This is a genomic window from Burkholderia sp. ABCPW 14 (assembly GCF_001523835.1).
Lineage (GTDB): Bacteria > Pseudomonadota > Gammaproteobacteria > Burkholderiales > Burkholderiaceae > Burkholderia > Burkholderia mayonis.
Genome location: NZ_LOVS01000017.1, coordinates 1 through 21,426 on the forward strand (window position 1 = coordinate 1; position 21,426 = coordinate 21,426).

Here is a 21,426-nt window from a genome sequence, read left to right on the forward strand (position 1 = left end):
TTCACGGCGGTGCCGTCGGAGAAGAGGCCGACCTCGGGCAGCGCGACGCGCTCGCCTGCCGCGAGCGAGCGCTTCATCGCGCACGAATCGTCGGTCTGCACGCCGATCACCCTGATCTCGGGGCGCACCGCCTTCACGTATGCGGCGACGCCCGCCGCGAGCCCGCCGCCGCCGATCGGCACGAAGATCGCGTGGATCGGCCCCTGATGCTGGCGCAGGATCTCCATCGCGACCGTGCCCTGGCCCGCGATCACGTACGGGTCGTCGAACGGATGGACGAACGTGAGGCCGCGCTCGGCCTGCACCTTCACCGCGTGCGCATAGGCGTCGCTGTACGATTCGCCCGCCTGGATCACCTCGACGGTCGGGCCGCCGTGCGTGCGCACCGCATCGACCTTCACCTGCGGCGTCGTCACCGGCACGACGATCACCGCCTTCACGTTCATCCGTGCCGCCGAGAACGCGACGCCCTGCGCGTGATTGCCCGCCGACGCGGTGATCACGCCGCGCGCGAGCGCGTCGGCCGGGATGTGCGCCATCTTGTTGTACGCGCCGCGCAGCTTGAACGAGAACACCGGCTGGTTGTCCTCGCGCTTCAGATAGACGTGGTTGTGCAGCCGCGCGGACAGGTTGCGCGCACGTTCGAGCTCGGTTTCGAGCGCGACGTCGTATACCCGGGCGGTCAGGATTTTCTTCAGATAATCGTGGGAAGCCATGAGAGGGCGCGAAAAGCGTGGATGCGGCGGAAAAAGGCAATGATAGCGCCAACCCTCGCCGTTTCGGCCTTAACCGAATGGTTACCGACCGTCCGGACGGCGAATCGAAGTCGATTCGATCGCCGTCGGGGTACTGAAAGACGAGCGCGCCGCGCGGCGCAGCCGGCCGCAAACGCCCGCCAGTCGGGCGCCGCAGCCGATCCGACGGCCCATTCGACTGCCGTGCCGACGATTAACGCGTTCGTCCAACCTAGGTTAGAATTTCGTTTTGAATCAAGGATCGGAAGATGCAAAGGCAGTCTCGGATCGTCGCTTTGAAGCCGGCGCCGCGCGCAGCATGTCCGGCGGCGGAACGGCACGCGCGCCGCGCGCGATCGTGTTGACGGTACCGAGCGCCGCCAGGTCGTGTCGATCCGGAGTCGCGCTTCAGCGCTCGCTCCGGTCCCGTGCAAAGCAGTCACGTGCCTGGTAACAGAAGATTTCCCCAAAATCGCGCACCACGCGCCTGCCGGTTTCGCGCTCCTTCGTCGCGCGCCGGCCTCCGAATCGTCCGAACATGAACGCACCGCAAGTTTTCGATCCGCACGGCGCGGCAGCCGCCGTCGCCGCCGACCCCGCTCCGCGCCTGCGCGAAATTCCCTACAACTACACCTCGTTCTCCGATCGCGAGATCGTGATCCGGCTGCTCGGCGACGAAGCCTGGGCCGCGCTCGACGAACTGCGCGCCGAGCGCCGCACCGGCCGATCGGCGCGGATGTTGTACGAAGTGCTGGGCGACATCTGGGTGGTGCGCCGTAATCCGTATCTGCAGGACGATCTGCTCGACAATCCGAAGCGCCGCGCGCTCCTGATCGAGGCGCTGAACCATCGGCTGTCCGAGATCGAGAAGCGCCGCCGCGCCGATCTGTCTGAGCACGGCGACGTGGCGGGCCGCGAGCGCTCCGCGCGCGTCGAGATGCTCGCGGCGGCCGCGCATCGCGCGGTCGACGAGTTCGCGCAGGAATTCGAGAAGATGGCGCAGTTGCGCCGCCGCGCGACGAAGGTGCTCGGCCGCTGCACGCAGAAGGACAACATCCGCTTCGACGGCCTCGCGCGCGTGTCGCACGTGACGGATGCGACCGACTGGCGCGTCGAATATCCGTTCGTCGTGCTGACGCCCGACAACGAAGCGGAAATCGCGGGCCTCGTGAAGGCTTGCTTCGAGCTCGGCCTGACCGTGATCCCGCGCGGCGGCGGCACGGGCTACACGGGCGGCGCGGTGCCGCTCACGCCGTTCTCGGCCGTCATCAACACCGAGAAGCTCGAGCAGCTGGGCGCGGTCGAGCTGACCGAGCTGCCCGGCGTCGCGCACAAGGTGCCGACGATCTTCTCCGGCGCGGGCGTCGTCACGCGCCGCGTGACCGAGGCGGCCGAGGCGGCCGGCTACGTGTTCGCGGTCGATCCGACGTCGCTCGACGCATCGTGCATCGGCGGCAACGTCGCGATGAACGCGGGCGGCAAGAAGGCGGTGCTGTGGGGCACCGCGCTCGACAATCTCGCGTGGTGGCGGATGGTCGATCCGGAAGGCAACTGGCTCGAAGTCACGCGCGTCGAGCACAACCTCGGCAAGATCCACGACATCCCGGTCGCGCGCTTCGAGCTCAAGTGGTTCGACGGCGCGCGCGCGCCGGGCGAGAAACTCTTGCGCGCCGAGACGCTCGACATCGAAGGCCGGCGCTTCCGCAAGGAAGGCCTCGGCAAGGACGTGACCGACAAGTTCCTCGCGGGGCTGCCGGGCGTGCAGAAGGAAGGCTGCGACGGGCTCATCACGTCCGCGCGCTGGGTGCTGCACAAGATGCCCGCGCATACGCGCACCGTCTGCCTCGAATTCTTCGGCCAGGCGCGCGAGGCGATTCCGAGCATCGTCGAGATCAAGGACTATCTGTTCGAGACGTCGAAGCAGGGCGGCGCGATTCTCGCCGGCCTCGAGCACCTCGACGAGCGCTACCTGCGCGCGGTCGGCTACGCGACGAAGAGCAAGCGCAACGCGTTCCCGAAGATGGTGCTGATCGGCGACATCGTCGGCGACGATGCGGACGCGGTCGCGGCCGCGACGTCCGAAGTCGTCCGGATGGCGAACGGCAAGAGCGGCGAAGGCTTCGTCGCGGTGAGCGCGGAAGCGAGAAAGCGCTTCTGGCTCGACCGCAGCCGCACCGCGGCGATCGCGAAGCACACGAATGCGTTCAAGATCAACGAAGACGTCGTCATCCCGCTCAACCGGATGGGCGAATACACGGACGGCATCGAGCGGATCAACATCGAGCTGTCGATCAAGAACAAGCTGCAGCTCGTCGACGCGCTCGAGGCGTTCTTCACCGCGGGCAACCTGCCGCTCGGCAAGAGCGACGACGCAAACGAGATCCCGAGCGCCGAGCTGCTCGAAGACCGCGTGCAGCAGGCGCTCGATCTGCTCAAGCACGTTCGCGCGCGCTGGGAATTCCTGCGCGACAAGCTCGACCTGTCGCTGCGCGAGGCGCAGCACTATCTCGTCGCGCTCGGCTACGAGGCGCTCGCGGAGAAGTTCGCGGACCGCGTCGACGCGCAGCCGGAGGCCACCGTGTTCCACATCGCGCAGGACCGCACGGTGCGCATCTCGTGGAAGCAGGAGATCCGCGCGGAACTGCGCGCGATCTTCAACGGCGGCGAATTCAAGCAGATCCTCGACGAGGCGCAGGCGATCCACAAGCGGGTGCTGCGCGGCCGCGTGTTCGTCGCGCTGCACATGCACGCGGGCGACGGCAACGTCCACACGAACATCCCGGTCAACTCCGACAACTACGCGATGCTGCAGGACGCGCACGCGGCCGTCGCGCGCATCATGAAGCTCGCGCGCGCGCTCGATGGCGTGATCTCCGGCGAGCACGGCATCGGCATCACGAAGCTCGAGTTCCTGACCGACGACGAGATCGCCGAATTCCGCGCGTACAAGCAGCGCGTCGATCCGCAGGGCCGCTTCAACAAGGGCAAGCTGCTCGAAGGCGCGGACCTGCGCAACGCGTACACGCCGAGCTTCGGCCTCATGGGCTACGAGTCGCTCATCATGCAGCAGTCCGACATCGGCGCGATCGCCGAATCGGTGAAGGACTGCCTGCGCTGCGGCAAGTGCAAGCCGGTGTGCGCGACGCACGTGCCGCGCGCGAACCTGCTGTATAGCCCGCGCAACAAGATCCTCGCGACGTCGCTGCTCGTCGAAGCGTTCCTGTACGAGGAGCAGACGCGCCGAGGCGTGTCGATCAAGCACTGGGACGAGTTCAACGACGTCGCCGATCACTGCACGGTCTGCCACAAGTGCGCGACGCCGTGCCCGGTGAAGATCGACTTCGGCGACGTGACGATGAACATGCGCAACCTGCTGCGCAAGATGGGCAAGAAGAAGTTCAACCCGGGCAGCGCGGCCGGCATGTTCTTCCTGAACGCGACGAATCCGCAGACGATCAACGCGACGCGCGCGGTGATGATGGGCTTGGGCTACAAGGCGCAGCGCTTCGCGAACGATGTGCTGAAGAAGGTCGCGCAGAAGCAGACCGCGCACCCGCCGTCGACGACCGGCAAGCGGCCCGTCGTCGAGCAGGTGATCCACTTCGTCAACAAGAAGATGCCGGGCAACCTGCCGAAGAAGACGGCGCGCGCGCTGCTCGACATCGAGGACAGCAAGATCGTGCCGATCATCCGCAATCCGAACACGACGACCGTCGATTCGGAAGCGGTGTTCTACTTCCCCGGCTGCGGCTCCGAGCGCCTGTTCTCGCAGGTCGGCCTCGCGACGCAGGCGATGCTGTGGGAAGCGGGCGTGCAGACGGTGCTGCCGCCGGGCTACCTGTGCTGCGGCTATCCGCAGCGCGGCTCGGGCCAGTACGACCGCGCCGAGCAGATCGTCACCGACAACCGCGTGCTGTTCCACCGGGTCGCGAACACGCTGAACTACCTCGACATCAAGACGGTGGTCGTGTCGTGCGGCACCTGCTACGACCAGCTCGCCGGCTACGAATTCGAGAAGATCTTCCCGGGCTGCCGGATCATCGATATCCACGAGTTCCTGCTCGAGAAGGGCATGAAGCTCGACGGCGTGGCCGGCACGCGCTACATGTATCACGACCCGTGCCACACGCCGATCAAGACGATGGACCCCGTCAAGCTCGTCAACGACCTGATGGGCGCGCAGAACGACGGCTACAAGATCGAGAAGAACGACCGCTGCTGCGGCGAATCGGGCACGCTTGCCGTCGCGCGTCCGGACGTGTCGACCCAGGTCCGCTTCCGAAAGGAGGAAGAGATCAAGAAGGGCGCCGCCAAATTGCGTAACATTCCGGTGGTGTCGGGCAACGGCGCGAACGGGCCGGCCGCCGGCGCGTCGGACGTGAAGATCCTGACGAGCTGCCCGGCGTGCCTGCAGGGCCTGTCGCGCTATAACGAGGACGCGGACATCGAAGCCGATTACATCGTCGTCGAGATCGCGCGCCACATGCTCGGCGAAAACTGGATGGCCGACTACGTCGCGCGCGCGAACAACGGCGGGATCGAGCGCGTGCTGGTGTAAGGTGACGAACGTTCCACCAGTGAAGGAATTGACGATGGATTGCGTATTCTGCCGCGAAGACGGCGGCGAGCTGCTCTGGAAGGACGACATGGTGCGCGTTGTCCTCGCGACGACCGAAACCGATTATCCGGGATTCTGCCGGGTGATCTGGCACGCGCACGTCGCCGAATTTTCCGATCTAGCCGAGGCCGAGCGTGCGCATTTGATGCGGATCGTCTACGCGGTCGAGAAGGCGGTGCGGCGCGTGATGCAGCCGACGAAGATGAATCTCGCGAGCCTCGGCAACCAGGTGCCGCACGTCCACTGGCACGTGATTCCGCGCTTCTCGAACGACGCGCATTTCCCGCAGCCTATCTGGGCGCCGCGCCAGCGGTCGGTGTCCGACGCGCTGCTGCGGCTGCGCGCCGCGCAGGCGACGCTCCTGCACAACGCGGTGCACGAGGAAATCGAGCAGGCGGTGAGCGGAGGCCGGGCATGAACGGCCAGACCTCGATGGCGCCCGTGCCGTCCGGCGTCGTCGTGCACGCGGTGTCGCGCGTGCTCGAACTGCAGTACCCGAACGGCGAAAGCTACCGGGTGCCGTTCGAGCTGATGCGCGTCTGTTCGCCGTCCGCCGAGGTGCGCGGTCACGGCCCGGGCCAGGAGACGCTGCAAACCGGCAAGCGCGACGTGACGATCACGGCGCTCGAGCCGGTCGGCAACTACGCGCTCAAGCCGACGTTCTCGGACGGCCATTCGACGGGCATCTACTCGTGGGATCTGCTGTACGAACTCGCGACGCGGCAGGACGCGCTCTGGCGCGAATATTTCGACAAATTGAAGGCGGCGGGCGTCGAGCGCGACGCGCCAATGCCGGCGGACTCGCTACCGCGAGGCCACCACCACTGAACGACGGCGCCGGTTGCCATTGATAGAGGATCAACGCGATGAGCAAAACCCACTTCGGCTTTGAGACCGTCGAGGAAAACGAAAAAGCGAAGAAGGTCGCGGGGGTGTTTCACTCGGTCGCGAGCAACTACGATCTGATGAACGACCTGATGTCGGCGGGCATGCACCGCGCGTGGAAGGCGTTCACGATCGCGCAGGCGAACGTGCGGCCGGGCTTCAGGGTGCTCGACATCGCAGCCGGCACGGGCGATCTGACGAAGGCGTTCGCGAAGGCCGCCGGGCCGACTGGCGAGGTCTGGCATACCGACATCAACGAATCGATGCTGCGCGTCGGCCGCGATCGCCTGCTCGACAAGGGCGTCGTCACGCCGTCGCTGCTCTGCGACGCGGAGAAGCTGCCGTTTCCGGACAACTACTTCGACGTCGTCACCGTCGCGTTCGGCTTGCGCAACATGACGCACAAGGATGCCGCGCTTGCCGAGATGCGCCGCGTCTCGAAGCCGGGCGGCCGTGTGATGGTGCTCGAATTCTCGAAAGTCTGGGAGCCGCTGAAAAAAGCCTACGATCTTTATTCTTTCAAAGTATTACCGTGGCTTGGTGACAAATTCGCGAAAGATGCCGACAGTTACCGGTATCTTGCTGAATCTATCCGGATGCACCCGGATCAGGACACACTGAAGACGATGATGGAACAAGCCGGGTTGGACACCGTCAAATATTACAATTTGTCAGGTGGCGTGGTAGCTTTGCACGTGGGAACCAAGTATTAAGGGGTTCCATCCATACAATTTCCTTTCAGCTTGGAGGCCGGGATGTCCGAATCGCGTTCGTCGTTTAACCGCAGCAGAGGGCCGAAGTCGTTGGCGCGGCGAATCGGCACGTTCCTGATGGTCGGCCTTCTGGCCGCCGGCACGTTTGCGTCGCTCGATGCCGAAGCGAAGCGCATGGGCGGCGGCCGCAGCGTCGGCCGCCAGTCGCAGACGCTGCAGCAGCGTCAGGCGCAGCAGCCGATGCAGCAGGCGGCGCCCGCCCAGGCGCCGCGCCAGCAGCCGACGCCCGCCGCGCAGCCGAACCGCTCGCGCTGGCTCGGCCCGATCGCCGGTCTCGCCGCCGGCCTCGGCATTGCGGCGCTGCTGTCGCACCTGGGGCTTGGCGGCGCGTTCGCCGGCATGATGGCCAACGTCATCGTGATCGCGCTCCTCGCGATGGCCGGCATCTGGCTCGTCCGCAAGTTCATGAACCGGCGCGGCGCGCAGCAGCCTGCCTACGCAGGCGGCCAGCCGTCGCAGAACCGCGGCGGCTTCGGTCAGGACGCGAGCGTCTCGCGTCAGGCGGCGTCGAATGACGCATTCCCGGGCTCGGGCAGCACGTACGCGGGCGAAGCGCAGCGCGTGTTCGGCGGCGCGGCCGCCGCGACGACGGCTGCGGCCGCCACGGCGCCCGCGGTGCCGGCCGGCTTCGACACCGAAGCGTTCCTGCGCAACGCAAAGGTCTATTTCGTGCGGCTGCAGGCCGCGTGGGACGAGGGCAACCTCGCCGACATCCGCGAGTTCACGACGCCCGAGATGTTCGCCGAAGTGAAGATCGACCTCGACGGTCGCGGCGCGGGCGCGAACCAGACGGATGTCGTGCAGCTCGACGCCGAACTGCTCGCTGTCGACGATCGCGGCGGCGATCACTTCGCGAGCGTGCGCTTCCACGGCCTCATCCGCGAAGCGCAGGGCGCGTCGGCCGAGCCGTTCGACGAGGTGTGGAACCTGTCGAAGTCGGGCAGCCAGGGGTGGCTCCTCGCGGGCATCCAGCAGGTGAACACGCACTGACGGAAGTCGTGCCGCCCGTCGCGCCTCGCGAGGCCGCGGCCGAACCGACGTTACAATAGAAGCCCGCGCAGGCGCCCTGCCTACGCGGGCTTTTCATTGCCAGCCAGATGACCCTTGCCGCCAAGCCTTTTGCCGCCGCCGTCAATCACCTGCTCGCCCGCGAATCCTGGGCGCGCGACCGTCTGATTCCCTATGCCGGCAAGACCGCCCGGCTCGAAATTTCGCCCGTGACGCTCGTGTTGCTCGTGCAGCCGGACGGCTACCTGGCCGCCGTCGACGCGCACGACGCGCGTCAGTTCGACGTGTCGATCGCGCTGTCGGGCGGCGACAAGGGCGGCCCGTTCGACGCGGCGGCCGCGTTCCTGCAGGGCGGACAGGCGGCCGTGATGAAGCACGTGAAGATCGACGGCGACGCGGAGTTCGCGACGCAGATCGCGAAGCTCGCCGAGCACCTGCGCTGGGAGCCGGAGGAGGATCTCGCGAAGATCGTCGGCGACGCGGCCGCGCACCGGATCGCGACCTTCGTGCGTTCGACGGGCGAGCACGCGCGCCGCACCGGCCGCAACGTGCTCGATTCGATCGCCGAATACTGGCTCGACGAAAACCCGCAGGTCGTGCGCAAGAGCGTGCTCGCCGATTTCGACGCGGAGCTCGCCCGGGCCCGCGACGCGCTCGCGCGCGTCGAGAAGCGGATCGAACGACTGGAACAAAAAATCGACGCGCGCGCGGGCGGCAGCTCGCGACGCGCGCAGTGAGGGCCGCGAGGCATGCGCATTTTCCGTTTCATCAAAATCGTCTTCACCGTCATCCGCTTCGGCCTCGACGAGGTGATGCTGTCGCGCATCGAAAACCCTCGCGTGAAGTTCCTGCTGCGCATCACGACGATCGGCCGCCGCTTCGCCGATCCGCCCGCGGTGCGGCTGCGCCGCGCGCTCGAAAGCCTGGGGCCGATCTTCGTGAAGTTCGGCCAGGTGCTGTCGACGCGGCGCGATCTGCTGCCCGTCGATTTCGCGAACGAGCTCGCGAAGCTGCAGGACCAGGTGCCGCCGTTCGATTCGGCCGTCGCGATCGCGCTCGTCGAGAAAGCGCTCGGCGCGCGCATCGATCAACTGTTCGACGAGTTCGAGCGCGAGCCGGTCGCGAGCGCGTCGATCGCGCAGGTGCACTTCGCGAAGCTCAAACAGGGCGAGCACGCGGGCAAGGCGGTCGCGGTCAAGGTGCTGCGGCCGAACATGCTGCCCGTCATCGATTCCGACCTCGCGCTGATGCGCGACATCGCGACCTGGGCCGAGCGCCTGTGGGCGGACGGCCGGCGGTTGAAGCCGCGCGAGGTGGTCGCCGAATTCGACAAATACCTGCACGACGAGCTCGACCTGATGCGCGAGGCGGCGAACGGCAGCCAACTGCGCCGCAACTTCGCGGGGCTCGATCTGCTGCTCGTGCCGGAAATGTTCTGGGATTACTCGACGCCGAGCGTGCTCGTGATGGAGCGGATGGAGGGGGTGCCGATCAGCCAGATCGCCACGCTGCGCGCGGCGGGCGTCGACATTCCGAAGCTCGCGCGCGAGGGCGTCGAGATCTTCTTCACACAGGTGTTCCGCGACGGCTTCTTCCACGCGGACATGCACCCGGGCAACATCCAGGTGAGCCTCAATCCGAAGCACTTCGGGCGCTACATCGCGCTCGACTTCGGGATCGTCGGCGCACTGTCCGATTTCGACAAGAACTACCTCGCGCAGAACTTCCTCGCGTTCTTCAAGCGCGACTACCACCGCGTCGCGACGCTGCACCTCGAATCGGGCTGGGTGCCGCCGGATACGCGCGTCGAGGAGCTCGAAAGCGCGATTCGCGCGGTCTGCGAGCCGTACTTCGACCGCGCGCTGAAGGACATTTCGCTCGGCCAGGTGCTGATGCGGCTCTTCTCGACGTCGCGCCGCTTCAACGTCGAAATCCAGCCGCAGCTCGTGCTCCTGCAGAAAACGATGCTGAACGTCGAGGGGCTCGGCCGCTCGCTCGATCCGGAGCTCGACCTGTGGAAGACCGCGAAGCCGTACCTCGAGCGCTGGATGACCGAGCAGATCGGGCTGCGCGGCTGGTACGAGCGCTTGAAGGTCGAAGCGCCGCAATGGAGCAAGACGCTGCCGCAGCTCCCGCGCCTCGTTCATCAGGCGCTCACCGCACATCACGAAGCGCCGCGCGCGATCAGCGACGATCTCGTCCGGCAGATCCTGATCGAGCAGAGGCGGACCAACCGGCTGCTGCAGGCGCTCCTCGTGTTCGGGCTCGCGGTCGGCGCGGGCGCGGTGATCGCGCGGGTACTGATCGTCATCGCGTACGGCGGCTGAGCGCGCGGTGCCGGCGCGGGATTCAGGCAAGCGCCGTCCACGGGCGGCGCGGGAAGGACGGGCAACGGTATGACGAGCGAAACGCAGAAACCTGATGCCGCCGCGCAGGCGGGCGGCGACGCGAGCCCGACGGCTGCGGCGGCCGGGGGCACGCCGGCCGCACCGCCTGCCGCGAATTTCGCGTCGCACGATCCGGGCGACGCATCGTTTTGGGACGAGCGCTTCGAGCAGGGTCACATCCCATGGGACAGCGCGCGCGTGCCCGATGCGTTCGCCGCGTTCGCCGCGCGGCGCGCGCCGTGTCCGGTGCTGATTCCCGGCTGCGGCAGCGCATACGAAGCGCATTGGCTTGCACGCGCTGGCTGGCCGGTGCGCGCGATCGATTTTTCCGCGCAGGCGGTCGCGGCCGCGCGCCGCGAATTGGGCGAAGACGCCTCGCTTGTCGAGCAGGCCGACTTCTTCACGTATGCGCCGCCGTTCGTCCCGCAGTGGATCTACGAGCGCGCGTTCCTGTGCGCGATCCCGCCGGGCCGCCGCGCCGACTACGCGCGGCGAATGGCGGAACTGCTGCCGCCGGGCGGCTTCCTCGCCGGTTTCTTCTACATGGGGGCGACGCCGAAGGGCCCGCCGTTCGGCATCGCGCGCGCGGACCTCGATGCGCTTCTTTCGCCGCATTTCGAGCTCGTCGAGGACGCGCCCGTTGCCGATTCGCTGCCGGTGTTCGCCGGGCGCGAGCGCTGGCTCGCGTGGCGCCGCTCGTAGCGGCCCGCCTGCGGAGACCGGGGGTGGCGTCCGCCTTTCGGCTATAATTCAAAGCTTTGCAAGCTTTTTATACCGGTTATTGTTTCTGCGGGAAAATACCATGCCGATCTACGCCTATCGATGCGAAGCGTGCGGTTACGCGAAGGATGTGCTTCAGAAGATGAGCGACGCGCCGCTGTCGCAGTGCCCGGAATGCGGGAAGGATGCTTTTCGCAAGCAGGTCACGGCGGCCGGATTCCAGTTGAAGGGCTCGGGCTGGTATGTGACCGACTTCCGCAGCGGCTCGGGCGGCGCGAGCGCGCCCGCGAGCACGCCGGCCGCGAACGGCGACCAGGCGGGCGGCGAGAAGGCGAGCGGGCCCGCCGCGGCGGACAGCTCGGCGAGCACGCCGGCGGCACCCGCGCCCGCCGCCGCACCCCCGAGCAGCACTTGATCGCTGCGCCGCCCGTGTCGGCGGCGCGTCCCGCGCTTGACGCACCGGCGCGATTTTTCGACGGCAGATGATGAAAAAGACGACCCTCAAATCGGTGTTTCTGACGGGACTCCTGGTTCTCGTCCCGCTCGCGATCACGCTGTGGGTCCTCGGGCTCATCATCGGCACGATGGATCAGACGCTGCTCCTCTTGCCCGAATCGTGGCAGCCGGAGCGGCTGCTCGGCTTCCGCCTGCCGGGGATCGGCGCGGTGCTGACGCTCGCGTTCATCTTCGTCGTCGGGCTCGCGACGCAGAACTTCATCGGCCAGAAGCTCGTCACCTGGTGGAACGCGGTCGTGCGGCACATTCCGGTCGTCGGGCCGATCTACACGAGCGTGAAGCAGGTGTCGGACACGCTCTTGTCGAGCAGCGGCAATGCGTTCCGCAAGGCGCTCCTGATCGAGTATCCGCGCCGCGGCTCCTATACGATCGCGTTCCTGACCGGCACGCCGGGCGGCGACGTGGTCAATCACCTGAAGGAAGAGCACGTGAGCGTCTACGTGCCGACGACGCCGAATCCGACGTCCGGCTTCTTCCTGATGGTGCCGAAAAGCGAGGTCGTCGAGCTCGACATGTCGGTCGACGCCGCGCTCAAGTACATCGTCTCGATGGGCGTCGTCGCGCCCCAGGCGCCCGTCGCCGCGCCCGCGCGCCGTCCCGTCGAGCCGCCGCTGTAATGCCCGGGAGAGAGTGCGGCTCTTCCCGTTGACCACTACGAAAGAAAGCAAACATCATGTCGATTCGAACTGAATACTGCGGTCTCGTGACCGAACACCTGCTGGGCCAGACGGTGTCGCTGTGCGGCTGGGTCCATCGTCGCCGCGATCACGGCGGCGTGATCTTCATCGACCTGCGTGATCGCGAGGGTCTCGTGCAGGTGGTGTGCGATCCGGATCGCGCCGAAATGTTCGCGGCCGCCGAAGGCGTGCGCAACGAGTTCTGCATCCAGGTGAAGGGTCTCGTGCGCAGCCGTCCGGAAGGCACGATCAACGCCGGCCTGACGAGCGGCAAGATCGAAGTGCTGTGCCATGAGCTCGACGTGCTGAACGCGTCTGTCACGCCGCCGTTCCAGCTCGACGACGACAACCTGTCGGAGACGACGCGCCTGACGCACCGCGTGCTCGACCTGCGCCGCCCGCAGATGCAGCACAACCTGCGGCTGCGCTACCGCGTCGCGATCGAGGCGCGCAAGTACCTCGACGAACAGGGCTTCATCGACATCGAAACGCCGATGCTCACGAAGAGCACGCCGGAAGGCGCGCGCGACTACCTCGTGCCGTCGCGCGTGAACGCGGGCCAGTTCTTCGCGCTGCCGCAATCGCCGCAGTTGTTCAAGCAACTGCTGATGGTCGCGAACTTCGACCGCTACTACCAGATCACGAAGTGCTTCCGCGACGAAGACCTGCGCGCCGACCGTCAGCCGGAATTCACGCAGATCGACTGCGAGACGTCGTTCCTCGGCGAGCAGGAAATCCGCGATCTGTTCGAGGACATGATCCGTCACATCTTCAAGACGACGATCGAAGTCGAGCTCGCCGCGAAATTCCCGGTGATGCCGTATTCGGAAGCGATGGCGCGCTTCGGCTCGGACAAGCCGGACCTGCGCGTGAAGCTCGAGTTCACCGAGCTCACCGACGCGATGAAGGACGTCGACTTCAAGGTGTTCAGCACGCCGGCCAACACGAAGGACGGCCGTGTCGCGGCGCTGCGTGTGCCGAAGGGCGCCGAGCTCACGCGCGGCGACATCGACGGCTACACCGAGTTCGTGCGCATCTACGGCGCGAAGGGCCTTGCGTGGATCAAGGTCAACGAGAGGGCGAAGGGCCGCGACGGCCTGCAAAGCCCGATCGTGAAGAACCTGCACGACGCGTCGATCGCGGCGATCCTCGAGCGGACGGGTGCGGAAGACGGCGACATCATCTTCTTCGCGGCCGACCGCGCGAAGGTCGTCAACGACAGCCTGGGCGCGCTGCGCCTGAAAATCGGCCACTCGGAATTCGGCAAGGCGAACGGCCTCGTCGAGTCGGGCTGGAAGCCGCTGTGGGTCGTCGATTTCCCGATGTTCGAATACGACGACGAAGACGCGCGCTACGTCGCCGCGCATCACCCGTTCACGAGCCCGAAGGACGAGCATCTCGAGTACCTCGAGACCGATCCGGGCCGCTGCCTCGCGAAGGCATACGACATGGTGCTGAACGGCTGGGAAATCGGCGGCGGCTCGGTGCGTATCCACCGCGAGGACGTGCAGAGCCAGGTGTTCCGTGCGCTGAAGATCGGCCCGGAGGAGGCGCAGGCGAAGTTCGGCTTCCTGCTCGACGCGCTGCAATACGGCGCGCCGCCGCACGGCGGAATCGCGTTTGGCCTCGATCGCATCGTCACGATGATGGCGGGCGCCGATTCGATCCGCGACGTGATCGCGTTCCCGAAGACGCAGCGTGCGCAGTGCCTGCTGACGCAGGCGCCGAGCCCCGTCGACGAGCGCCAGTTGCGCGAGTTGCACATCCGCTTGCGCCAGCCGGAGCAGCCGAAGGCGTAACGGTCGCCCGCGCGCCGGCTGCGGCCGATCCTCGAGCGTCGCGGATCGGCCGGCAATCGGCGCGGCCGATGGCTCCGGCCCGCAACCGGCCGGAGTCGGGAGCAACCGCAGAAAGGGGCGCGCGATGCGCCCTTTTCGTTTTTTGCGGTACAGTCAGCCCCATGGTTTTTTGACGGTGCCGCGCTGTCCGCCGCGTCGAGCGGACAGGCGCCGATGATATCCCGATGACGAAACCGCCGAAAATCCCCGAATCCGTCCTCGTCGTAATCCATACGCCCGCGCTCGACGTGCTCGTCATCAAGCGTGCCGATCAGCCCGACTTCTGGCAATCCGTGACGGGATCGAAGGACGCGCTCGACGAGCCGATCGAGCAGGTCGCCGCGCGCGAAGTCGCCGAAGAGACGGGCATCGTCGTCGGCAGCGCCGGCATTCCGCCGAGCGCGCTCGGCGATTGGCGTCACGCGATCGAATACACGATCTACCCGCAGTACCTGCACCGCTATGCGCCCGGCGTCACGCGCAACATCGAGCACTGGTTCGGCCTCGAAGTGCCGGGGCGCGTCGACGTGACGCTGTCGCCGCGCGAGCACACCGCCTATTTGTGGCTGCCTTACCGGGAAGCGGCCGCGCGCTGCTACTCGCCGTCGAACGCCGAGGCGATCCTGCAACTGCCCGAACGCGTCGCATCGCGCGCCGCATGAGCGGCACGACCCGGCACCGTCTCGCGCAACTGCGGCAGATGTTCCTGCAGGAGCGCGGCTCCGCGTCGCGGCTCGCGTTCACGTCCGGCAACACGGTGCGGCTTTGCGACGGCGGCGCGGCGTTCTTCCCGGCGCTGATCGCGCGGATCGACGCCGCCCGCGAGCGCGTCGCGCTCGAAACCTACATCTTCTGCGACGACGCGGTGGGACGCGCGGTCTCCGATGCGCTGATCCGCGCGGCCGCGCGCGGCGTCCACGTGCGGGTCATCACCGACGGGATCGGCACCGAGCGTCTGCCGCTCTTCGACGCGTGGCCGGACGCGGGCGTCGAGCACCGGATCTACAACCCTTATTTGTTCGGTCGCTTCGGCTTTTCGCGCACGCACCGCAAGCTCGCGGTCGTCGACGACGCGTACGCGTTCTGCGGCGGCATCAACATCGTCGACGATTTCGAGCAGAGCGGCGAGCGCCTGCCGTATCCGCGCTGGGATTTCGCGGTCGAGCTGAACGGGCCCGCCGTCGCCGACGTGCGCGCCGCGTTCGAGGTGCAGTGGCACCGGATCGCCGCCGGCCACAAGCGCTACGCGGAGTTCGTGCCGCACGGCGTCGACGGCCCCGCGTTCGCCGCCCGTTTTCGCCGCTGGATGCGCAGCCACCGGTGGGTGAAGGCGGGCGCGCTGCGCGTCGTGACCGAGCCGAGCGTCGCGTTCGTCGCGCGCGACAACGTCGTGAACCGCCGTGCGATCGAGAAGGCGTATCTCGCCGCGATCGGCCGCGCGCGCCAGTCGATCCTGCTCGCCAACCCTTACTTCATGCCGGGGCGCAAGCTGCGCCGCGCGCTCGCGGGCGCGGCGCGCCGTGGCGTCGACGTGCGAATCCTGATCGGCCGCAACGAGTTCGCGTCGCTCGATATGGCGGTGCCGTTCCTATATCATGCGCTGCTGCGCTCCGGGGTGCGCGTCGCCGAGTACGACAAGACGATGCTGCACGGCAAGGTCGCGGTGATCGACGATCATTGGGCGACCGTCGGCTCGTCGAATCTGGACGCGCTGAGCCTGATGCTGAACAATGAGGCGAACGTCGTGCTCGTGCGGCATCGCGGCGAGACCGCCGCGCTGCGCGACGCGATCGCCGCCGCGTTCGCGGACGGCCGCGAGATCGACGCCGCGCTCTACGCGGCGCGACCGGCCGTCGAGCGGTTCCTGAACTGGTTCGCGTACACCGCGTACCGGGGGGCGATGAAGCTCCTGACAGTCGGCGGATACGACTAAGCATTCGCTTACACACGCCGCGCGCCACGGCCTGCACAGGGCCTCCTCCAAGGGCGCGCGACCCTGCAAAATAGCGGGGACGGTTAGAAACCGATTTCTAATAATTTCCTTGTTTCGCCGACGGCCGCACTCAATAATAGTACGGCCGTTCGATTTTATTCGATCACCTGGAACGGTTATTAAAAGCTATGCGAAAAGGCGAACAGACGCGTGCCGCGATACTCGAAGCAGCATTGGACCTTGCCAGCCGTGACGGGCTCGAGGGTCTGACGATCGGCCTATTGGCCGAGCGCATGCAGATGAGCAAGAGCGGCGTGTTCGCGCACTTCGGATCGCGCGACGATTTGCAGGTCGAGGTCGTGCGAGAGTACCACCATCGTTTCGAGAACGAGGTGTTCTTTCCGAGCCTGCGCGAGCCGCGCGGTCTGCCGCGCTTGCGGGCGATGCTCGCGCGCTGGATCGAGAAGCGCATCCAGGAAGTGACGACGGGGTGCATCTACATCAGCGGCGCCGTCGAATACGACGACCGCCCGGACAGCGCGGTGCGCGAGCAGTTGATCGCGAGCGTGAAGGCGTGGCGTGCCGCGCTGCTGCGCGCCATTTCGCAGGCGAAGGAAGAGGGGCATCTGCGTCCGGATACGGACCCGAACCTGATGCTTTTCGAGTTGTACAGCTTCACGCTCGGTCTGCATCACGACGCGCGTTTCCTGCACCAGCCGGACGCCGTGCGCCTCACGTGGGCCGCGCTTGAAAAGACGATTGTTTCGTACCAGAGCGAGAGCCGTTAGCGGCGGCACGACCGCCGCCGGGAGCTCGAGCCGATTGCCTTATCTTGGAGAGAGTCATGGGACAGTACGCCGCGCCGTTGCGCGACATGCAATTCGTGTTGCACGAGCTTCTGAACGTCGAAGCCGAGGTCAAGCAGATGCCCAAGCACGCTGATCTCGACGCCGACACGATCAACCAGGTGCTCGAGGAAGCGGGCAAGTTCTGCTCGGAGGTGCTCTTCCCGCTCAACCAGGTCGGCGACCGTGAAGGCTGCACGTATGTCGGCGACGGCGTCGTGACGACGCCGACGGGCTTCAAGGAAGCGTATCAGCAATACGTCGAGGCCGGCTGGCCGGCGCTCGGCTGCGATCCGGACTACGGCGGCCAGGGGCTGCCCGCATTCGTCAACAATGCGCTCTATGAAATGCTGAACTCGGCGAACCAGGCGTGGACGATGTATCCGGGCCTGTCGCACGGCGCATACGAATGCCTGCACGCGCACGGCGCGCCAGAACTGCAGAAGGTCTACCTGCCGAAGCTCGTCGCGGGCGAATGGACGGGCACGATGTGCCTGACCGAGCCGCACTGCGGCACCGATCTCGGCATCCTGCGCACGAAGGCCGAGCCGAACGGCGACGGCTCGCACTCGATCAGCGGCACCAAGATCTTCATCTCGAGCGGCGAACACGATTTCTCGAAGAACATCGTCCACCTCGTGCTCGCGCGCCTGCCGGACGCGCCGAAGGGCACGAAGGGCATCTCCCTCTTCATCGTGCCGAAGTTCATCCCCGATGCATCGGGCGAGCCGGGCGAGCGCAACGGCGTCAAGTGCGGCTCGATCGAGCACAAGATGGGCATCCACGGCAACGCGACCTGCGTGATGAACCTCGACAACGCGAAAGGCTGGATGATCGGCGAGCCGAACAAGGGCTTGAACGCGATGTTCGTGATGATGAACGCCGCGCGTCTCGGCGTCGGCATGCAAGGTCTCGGCCTTACCGAAGTCGCGTACCAGAACTCGCTCACATACGCGAAGGAGCGCCTGCAAATGCGCTCGCTGACGGGCCCGAAGGCGCCGGACAAGCCGGCCGACCCGATCATCGTCCACCCGGACGTGCGCCGCATGCTGCTCACGCAGAAGGCGTACGCGGAAGGCGCGCGCGCGTTCACGTACTGGTCGGCGCTGCAGATCGACAAGGCGCTGTCGCACGCCGACGAAGCGGTGCGCAAGGAAGCGGAGGATCTCGTCGCGCTCCTCACGCCGATCATCAAGGCGTTCCTGACCGACAACGCGTTCGAGTGCACGAACCACGCGATGCAGATCTACGGCGGCCACGGCTTCATCTCCGAGTGGGGCATGGAGCAGTACGTGCGCGACGCGCGGATCAACATGATCTATGAAGGAACCAACTCGGTTCAGGCGCTCGACCTGCTCGGCCGCAAGGTGCTGGGCGACATGGGCGCGAAGCTGAAGAAGTTCGGCAAGATCGTCACCGAGTTCGTCGAAGCGGAAGGCGTGAAGCCCGAAATGTCCGAATTCGTCACGCCGCTCGCCGACATCGGCGAAAAGGTGCAGAAGCTGACGATGGAAATCGGCATGAAGGCGATGCAGAACCCGGACGAAGTGGGCGCCGCGGCCGTGCCGTATCTGCGCACCGTCGGTCACCTGGTGTTCTCGTACTTCTGGGCGCAGATGGCGCGCATCGCGCTCGACAAGGAAGCGTCGGGCGATCCGTTCTACAAGTCGAAGCTCGCGACCGCGCGCTTCTACTTCGCGCGCCTGCTGCCCGAAACGGCGTCGTCGATCCGTCTCGCGCGCGCCGGCGGGAAGACGATGATGGAAGTCGACGAAGCGCTGTTCTAACGTGACCGCCGGGCGGCGCGACACGCGCCGCCCGAACGACCGATTCTTAGCACTCACACGCCGCGCCCGCGTCCTTACGAACGGCGACGCGCGGCTCAATCCGGAGGAGTCCCGTGAGCAATTTCAACATTCGCAAGGTCGCCGTGCTGGGCGCCGGCGTGATGGGCGCGCAGATCGCCGCGCATCTCGTCAACGCGCGCGTGCCGGTGCTGCTGTTCGATCTGCCCGCCAAGGAAGGTCCGAAGAACGGCATCGCGCTGAGGGCGATCGAGAACCTGAAGAAGCTGTCGCCCGCGCCGTTCGGCGTGAAGGACGACGCGAAGTACCTCGAACCCGCGAACTACGAGGACGACATCGCGAAGCTCGCCGAATGCGACCTCGTGATCGAAGCGATCGCCGAGCGGATGGACTGGAAGCACGACCTGTACAAGAAGGTCGCGCCGCACATCGCTTCGCACGCGATCTTCGCGACCAACACGTCGGGCCTGTCGATCACGGCGCTGTCCGACGGCTTCGCCGACGAGCTGAAGGCGCGCTTCTGCGGCGTGCACTTCTTCAACCCGCCGCGCTACATGCACTTGGTCGAGCTGATCCCGACCACGCACACGCGCGGCGAGATCCTCGACCAGCTCGAGACGTTCCTGACGAGCGTCGTCGGCAAGGGCGTCGTGCGCGCGAAGGACACGCCGAACTTCATCGCGAATCGCGTCGGCGTCTTCTCGATCCTCGCCGTGATCACCGAAGCCGAAAAGTTCGGCCTGCGCTTCGACGAGGTCGACGACCTGACGGGCAGCCGCCTCGGCCGCGCGAAGTCGGCGACGTTCCGCACGGCGGACGTGGTCGGCCTCGACACGATGGCGCACGTGATCAAGACAATGCAGGACAACCTCGCCGACGATCCGTTCTTCCCGGTCTACAAGACGCCCGCCGTGCTCGCGAAGCTCGTCGAGCAGGGCGCGCTCGGCCAGAAGACGGGCGGCGGCTTCTACAAGAAGGAAGGCAAGGCGATCAAGGTGCTCGACGCGAAGACGGGCGCCTACGTCGATTCCGGCGCGAAGGCGGACGAGACTGTCGGCCGCATCCTGAAGCGTCCGCCCGCGGAGCGCCTGAAGCTCCTGCGCGAGACGGAGCATCCGCACGCGCAGTTCCTGTGGTCGATCTTCCGTGACGTGTTCCACTACATCGCGCTCCACCTCGAGTCGATCGCCGACAACGCGCGCGACGTCGATCTCGCGATCCGCTGGGGCTTCGGCTGGAACGAAGGTCCGTTCGAAGGCTGGCAGGCCGCGGGCTGGAAGCAGGTCGCCGAGTGGGTGCAGGAAGACATCGCGGCCGGCAAGGCGCTCGCGAACGTGCCGCTGCCCGCGTGGGTGCTCGAAGGCGTCGTCGCCGAGCAGGGCGGCGTGCACACGGCCGAAGGCTCGTGGTCGCCCGCGACGAAGCGCTTCGCGCCGCGCTCGACGCTCGCCGTCTACGGCAAGCAGGTGTTCCGCGCGCCGCTCCTCGGCGAAGCGGGCCAAGACCCGAAGACGTTCGGCAAGACGCTGTTCGAGACGGACTCGGTGCGCGCATGGGTCGACGACCGTGCGGGCGAGGACGACGTCGTGATCGTGTCGTTCAAGTCGAAGATGAACACGATCGGCCCGGGCGTGATCGACGGCCTCGTGCAGGCGATCGAGCTCGCGGAGAAGGACTACAAGGGCGTCGTGATCTGGCAGCCGACGTCGCTCAAGCTCGGCAACCCGGGCGGCCCGTTCTCCGCCGGCGCGAACCTCGAAGAGGCGATGCCCGCGTTCATGATGGGCGGCGCGAAGGGCATCGAGCCGTTCGTGAAGAAGTTCCAGGAAGGCATGCTGCGCGTCAAGTACGCGAACGTGCCGGTCGTCGCGGCGGTGTCGGGCTTGGCGCTCGGCGGCGGCTGCGAGCTGATGCTGCATAGCGCGAAGCGCGTCGTGCACGTCGAGAGCTACATCGGTCTCGTCGAAGTCGGCGTCGGCCTCGTGCCGGCGGGCGGCGGCCTGAAGGAAGCGGCGCTGCGCGCGGCGGAAGCGGCGACGGCGGCGGGCCTGACGAGTGAGCTGCTCAAGTTCCTGACCAAGTCGTTCGAGAACGCGGCGATGGCGAAGGTGTCGATGTCCGCGCACGAAGCGCGTGCGATGGGCTACGTGAAGCCGTCGGACACGATCGTGTTCAACGTGTTCGAACTGCTCGACATCGCGAAGAAGGAAGCGCGCGGCCTCGCGGTGGCGGGCTACCGCGCGCCGCTGAAGGCGAAGGAAATCCCGGTGGCCGGCCGCTCGGCGATCGCCACCATCAAGGCGCAGCTCGTCAACATGCGCGACGGCCGCTTCATCAGCGACCACGATTTCCTGATCGCGGGCCGGATCGCCGAGGCGGTCTGCGGCGGCGACGTCGAAGCCGGCAGCACGGTCGACGAGGAATGGCTGCTCACGCTGGAACGTCGCGCGTTCGTCGAGCTGCTCGGCACGCAGAAGACGCAGGAACGGATCATGGGCATGTTGCAGACCGGCAAGCCGGTTCGCAACTGATCGAGCCGAGCGGACAACTTTGCATGGGATCGGAGTCAGCGCTGAAGCGCCAACTCTGGTCTACCGCCCAAGGGCATGGAACCAGAGTCAGCGCTGAAGCGCCAGCTCCGGTTGACCGCAAAGCATGGGACCGGAGTCAGCGCTGAAGCGCCAACG

The 21,426-nt window shown here is 66.6% G+C and carries 17 protein-coding genes and 1 pseudogene; 16 read left to right on the plus strand and 2 right to left on the minus strand.

Annotated elements, in window-relative coordinates; all coding sequences use genetic code 11:
• Both WS62_RS03070 and WS62_RS38985 read right to left on the minus strand, forming a co-directional pair.
• On the minus strand, positions 1-716 hold a 716-nt coding region (locus WS62_RS03070; RefSeq protein ID WP_156440844.1), incomplete at its 3' end, for a pyridoxal-phosphate dependent enzyme.
• A 250-nt stretch (positions 717-966) separates the two neighbouring features.
• Positions 967-1,302 (minus strand): annotated as a pseudogene (locus WS62_RS38985) (hypothetical protein).
• Between WS62_RS38985 and WS62_RS03080 the strand changes: the two are divergent.
• The 16 genes from WS62_RS03080 (at position 1,273) to WS62_RS03155 (ending at position 21,270) form a co-directional block, all read left to right on the plus strand.
• Positions 1,273-5,292 (plus strand): DUF3683 domain-containing protein, encoded by a 4,020-nt coding sequence (locus WS62_RS03080; RefSeq protein WP_066567556.1) that lies wholly within the window; start codon positions 1,273-1,275, stop codon positions 5,290-5,292. The pseudogene WS62_RS38985 and the gene WS62_RS03080 overlap by 30 nt on opposite strands.
• Positions 5,293-5,326: 34 nt before the next feature.
• Positions 5,327-5,770, plus strand: coding sequence for an HIT family protein (locus WS62_RS03085; protein WP_066567787.1), 444 nt, complete (start codon positions 5,327-5,329; stop codon positions 5,768-5,770).
• Positions 5,767-6,180, plus strand: coding sequence for a gamma-butyrobetaine hydroxylase-like domain-containing protein (locus tag WS62_RS03090; RefSeq protein WP_066567564.1), 414 nt, complete (start codon positions 5,767-5,769; stop codon positions 6,178-6,180). The genes WS62_RS03085 and WS62_RS03090 overlap by 4 nt, the downstream gene beginning before the upstream one ends.
• Positions 6,181-6,218: 38 nt before the next feature.
• Entirely contained in the window at positions 6,219-6,950 is a 732-nt protein-coding gene (gene ubiE / locus WS62_RS03095) for a bifunctional demethylmenaquinone methyltransferase/2-methoxy-6-polyprenyl-1,4-benzoquinol methylase UbiE (RefSeq protein ID WP_066567566.1), read from the plus strand.
• Between the two features lie 42 nt (positions 6,951-6,992).
• Positions 6,993-8,000 carry a Tim44 domain-containing protein gene (locus tag WS62_RS03100; RefSeq protein WP_066567568.1) on the plus strand — a complete coding sequence of 336 codons (1,008 nt, stop codon included), beginning with the start codon at positions 6,993-6,995 and terminating at the stop codon, positions 7,998-8,000.
• 107 nt (positions 8,001-8,107) lie between these two features.
• Complete coding sequence (locus WS62_RS03105) at positions 8,108-8,755, plus strand: ubiquinone biosynthesis accessory factor UbiJ (RefSeq protein ID WP_059469123.1); 648 nt, start codon at positions 8,108-8,110, stop codon at positions 8,753-8,755.
• 12 nt (positions 8,756-8,767) lie between these two features.
• Positions 8,768-10,345 carry a ubiquinone biosynthesis regulatory protein kinase UbiB gene (ubiB, locus tag WS62_RS03110; RefSeq protein ID WP_066567575.1) on the plus strand — a complete coding sequence of 526 codons (1,578 nt, stop codon included), beginning with the start codon at positions 8,768-8,770 and terminating at the stop codon, positions 10,343-10,345.
• A gap of 69 nt (positions 10,346-10,414) precedes the next feature.
• On the plus strand, positions 10,415-11,107 hold the full coding sequence (locus WS62_RS03115; protein WP_066567578.1) for a methyltransferase domain-containing protein: 693 nt from the start codon (positions 10,415-10,417) through the stop codon (positions 11,105-11,107).
• A gap of 100 nt (positions 11,108-11,207) precedes the next feature.
• On the plus strand, positions 11,208-11,540 hold the full coding sequence (locus WS62_RS03120) for an FmdB family zinc ribbon protein (protein ID WP_066567581.1): 333 nt from the start codon (positions 11,208-11,210) through the stop codon (positions 11,538-11,540).
• 67 nt (positions 11,541-11,607) lie between these two features.
• Entirely contained in the window at positions 11,608-12,258 is a 651-nt protein-coding gene (locus WS62_RS03125) for a DUF502 domain-containing protein (protein ID WP_066495131.1), read from the plus strand.
• A 56-nt stretch (positions 12,259-12,314) separates the two neighbouring features.
• Positions 12,315-14,117: an aspartate--tRNA ligase gene (aspS, locus tag WS62_RS03130; RefSeq protein ID WP_066567584.1), complete on the plus strand. Its 1,803-nt coding sequence runs from the start codon at positions 12,315-12,317 to the stop codon at positions 14,115-14,117.
• A gap of 224 nt (positions 14,118-14,341) precedes the next feature.
• Complete coding sequence (nudB, locus tag WS62_RS03135; RefSeq protein ID WP_066567589.1) at positions 14,342-14,818, plus strand: dihydroneopterin triphosphate diphosphatase; 477 nt, start codon at positions 14,342-14,344, stop codon at positions 14,816-14,818.
• The gene (clsB, locus tag WS62_RS03140; protein ID WP_066567591.1) at positions 14,815-16,089 is read left to right on the plus strand and encodes a cardiolipin synthase ClsB; all 1,275 of its coding nucleotides are present in this window, start codon (positions 14,815-14,817) and stop codon (positions 16,087-16,089) included. The genes nudB and clsB overlap by 4 nt, the downstream gene beginning before the upstream one ends.
• A 188-nt stretch (positions 16,090-16,277) precedes the next feature.
• A complete protein-coding gene (locus WS62_RS03145; RefSeq protein ID WP_004189774.1) occupies positions 16,278-16,877 on the plus strand; it encodes a TetR/AcrR family transcriptional regulator in 600 nt (199 codons plus the stop codon).
• 56 nt (positions 16,878-16,933) lie between these two features.
• The gene (locus tag WS62_RS03150) at positions 16,934-18,721 is read left to right on the plus strand and encodes an acyl-CoA dehydrogenase C-terminal domain-containing protein (protein WP_066567592.1); all 1,788 of its coding nucleotides are present in this window, start codon (positions 16,934-16,936) and stop codon (positions 18,719-18,721) included.
• A gap of 113 nt (positions 18,722-18,834) precedes the next feature.
• Positions 18,835-21,270 carry a 3-hydroxyacyl-CoA dehydrogenase/enoyl-CoA hydratase family protein gene (locus WS62_RS03155; RefSeq protein WP_066567593.1) on the plus strand — a complete coding sequence of 812 codons (2,436 nt, stop codon included), beginning with the start codon at positions 18,835-18,837 and terminating at the stop codon, positions 21,268-21,270.
• The last annotated feature ends 156 nt before the right edge of the window (positions 21,271-21,426 follow it).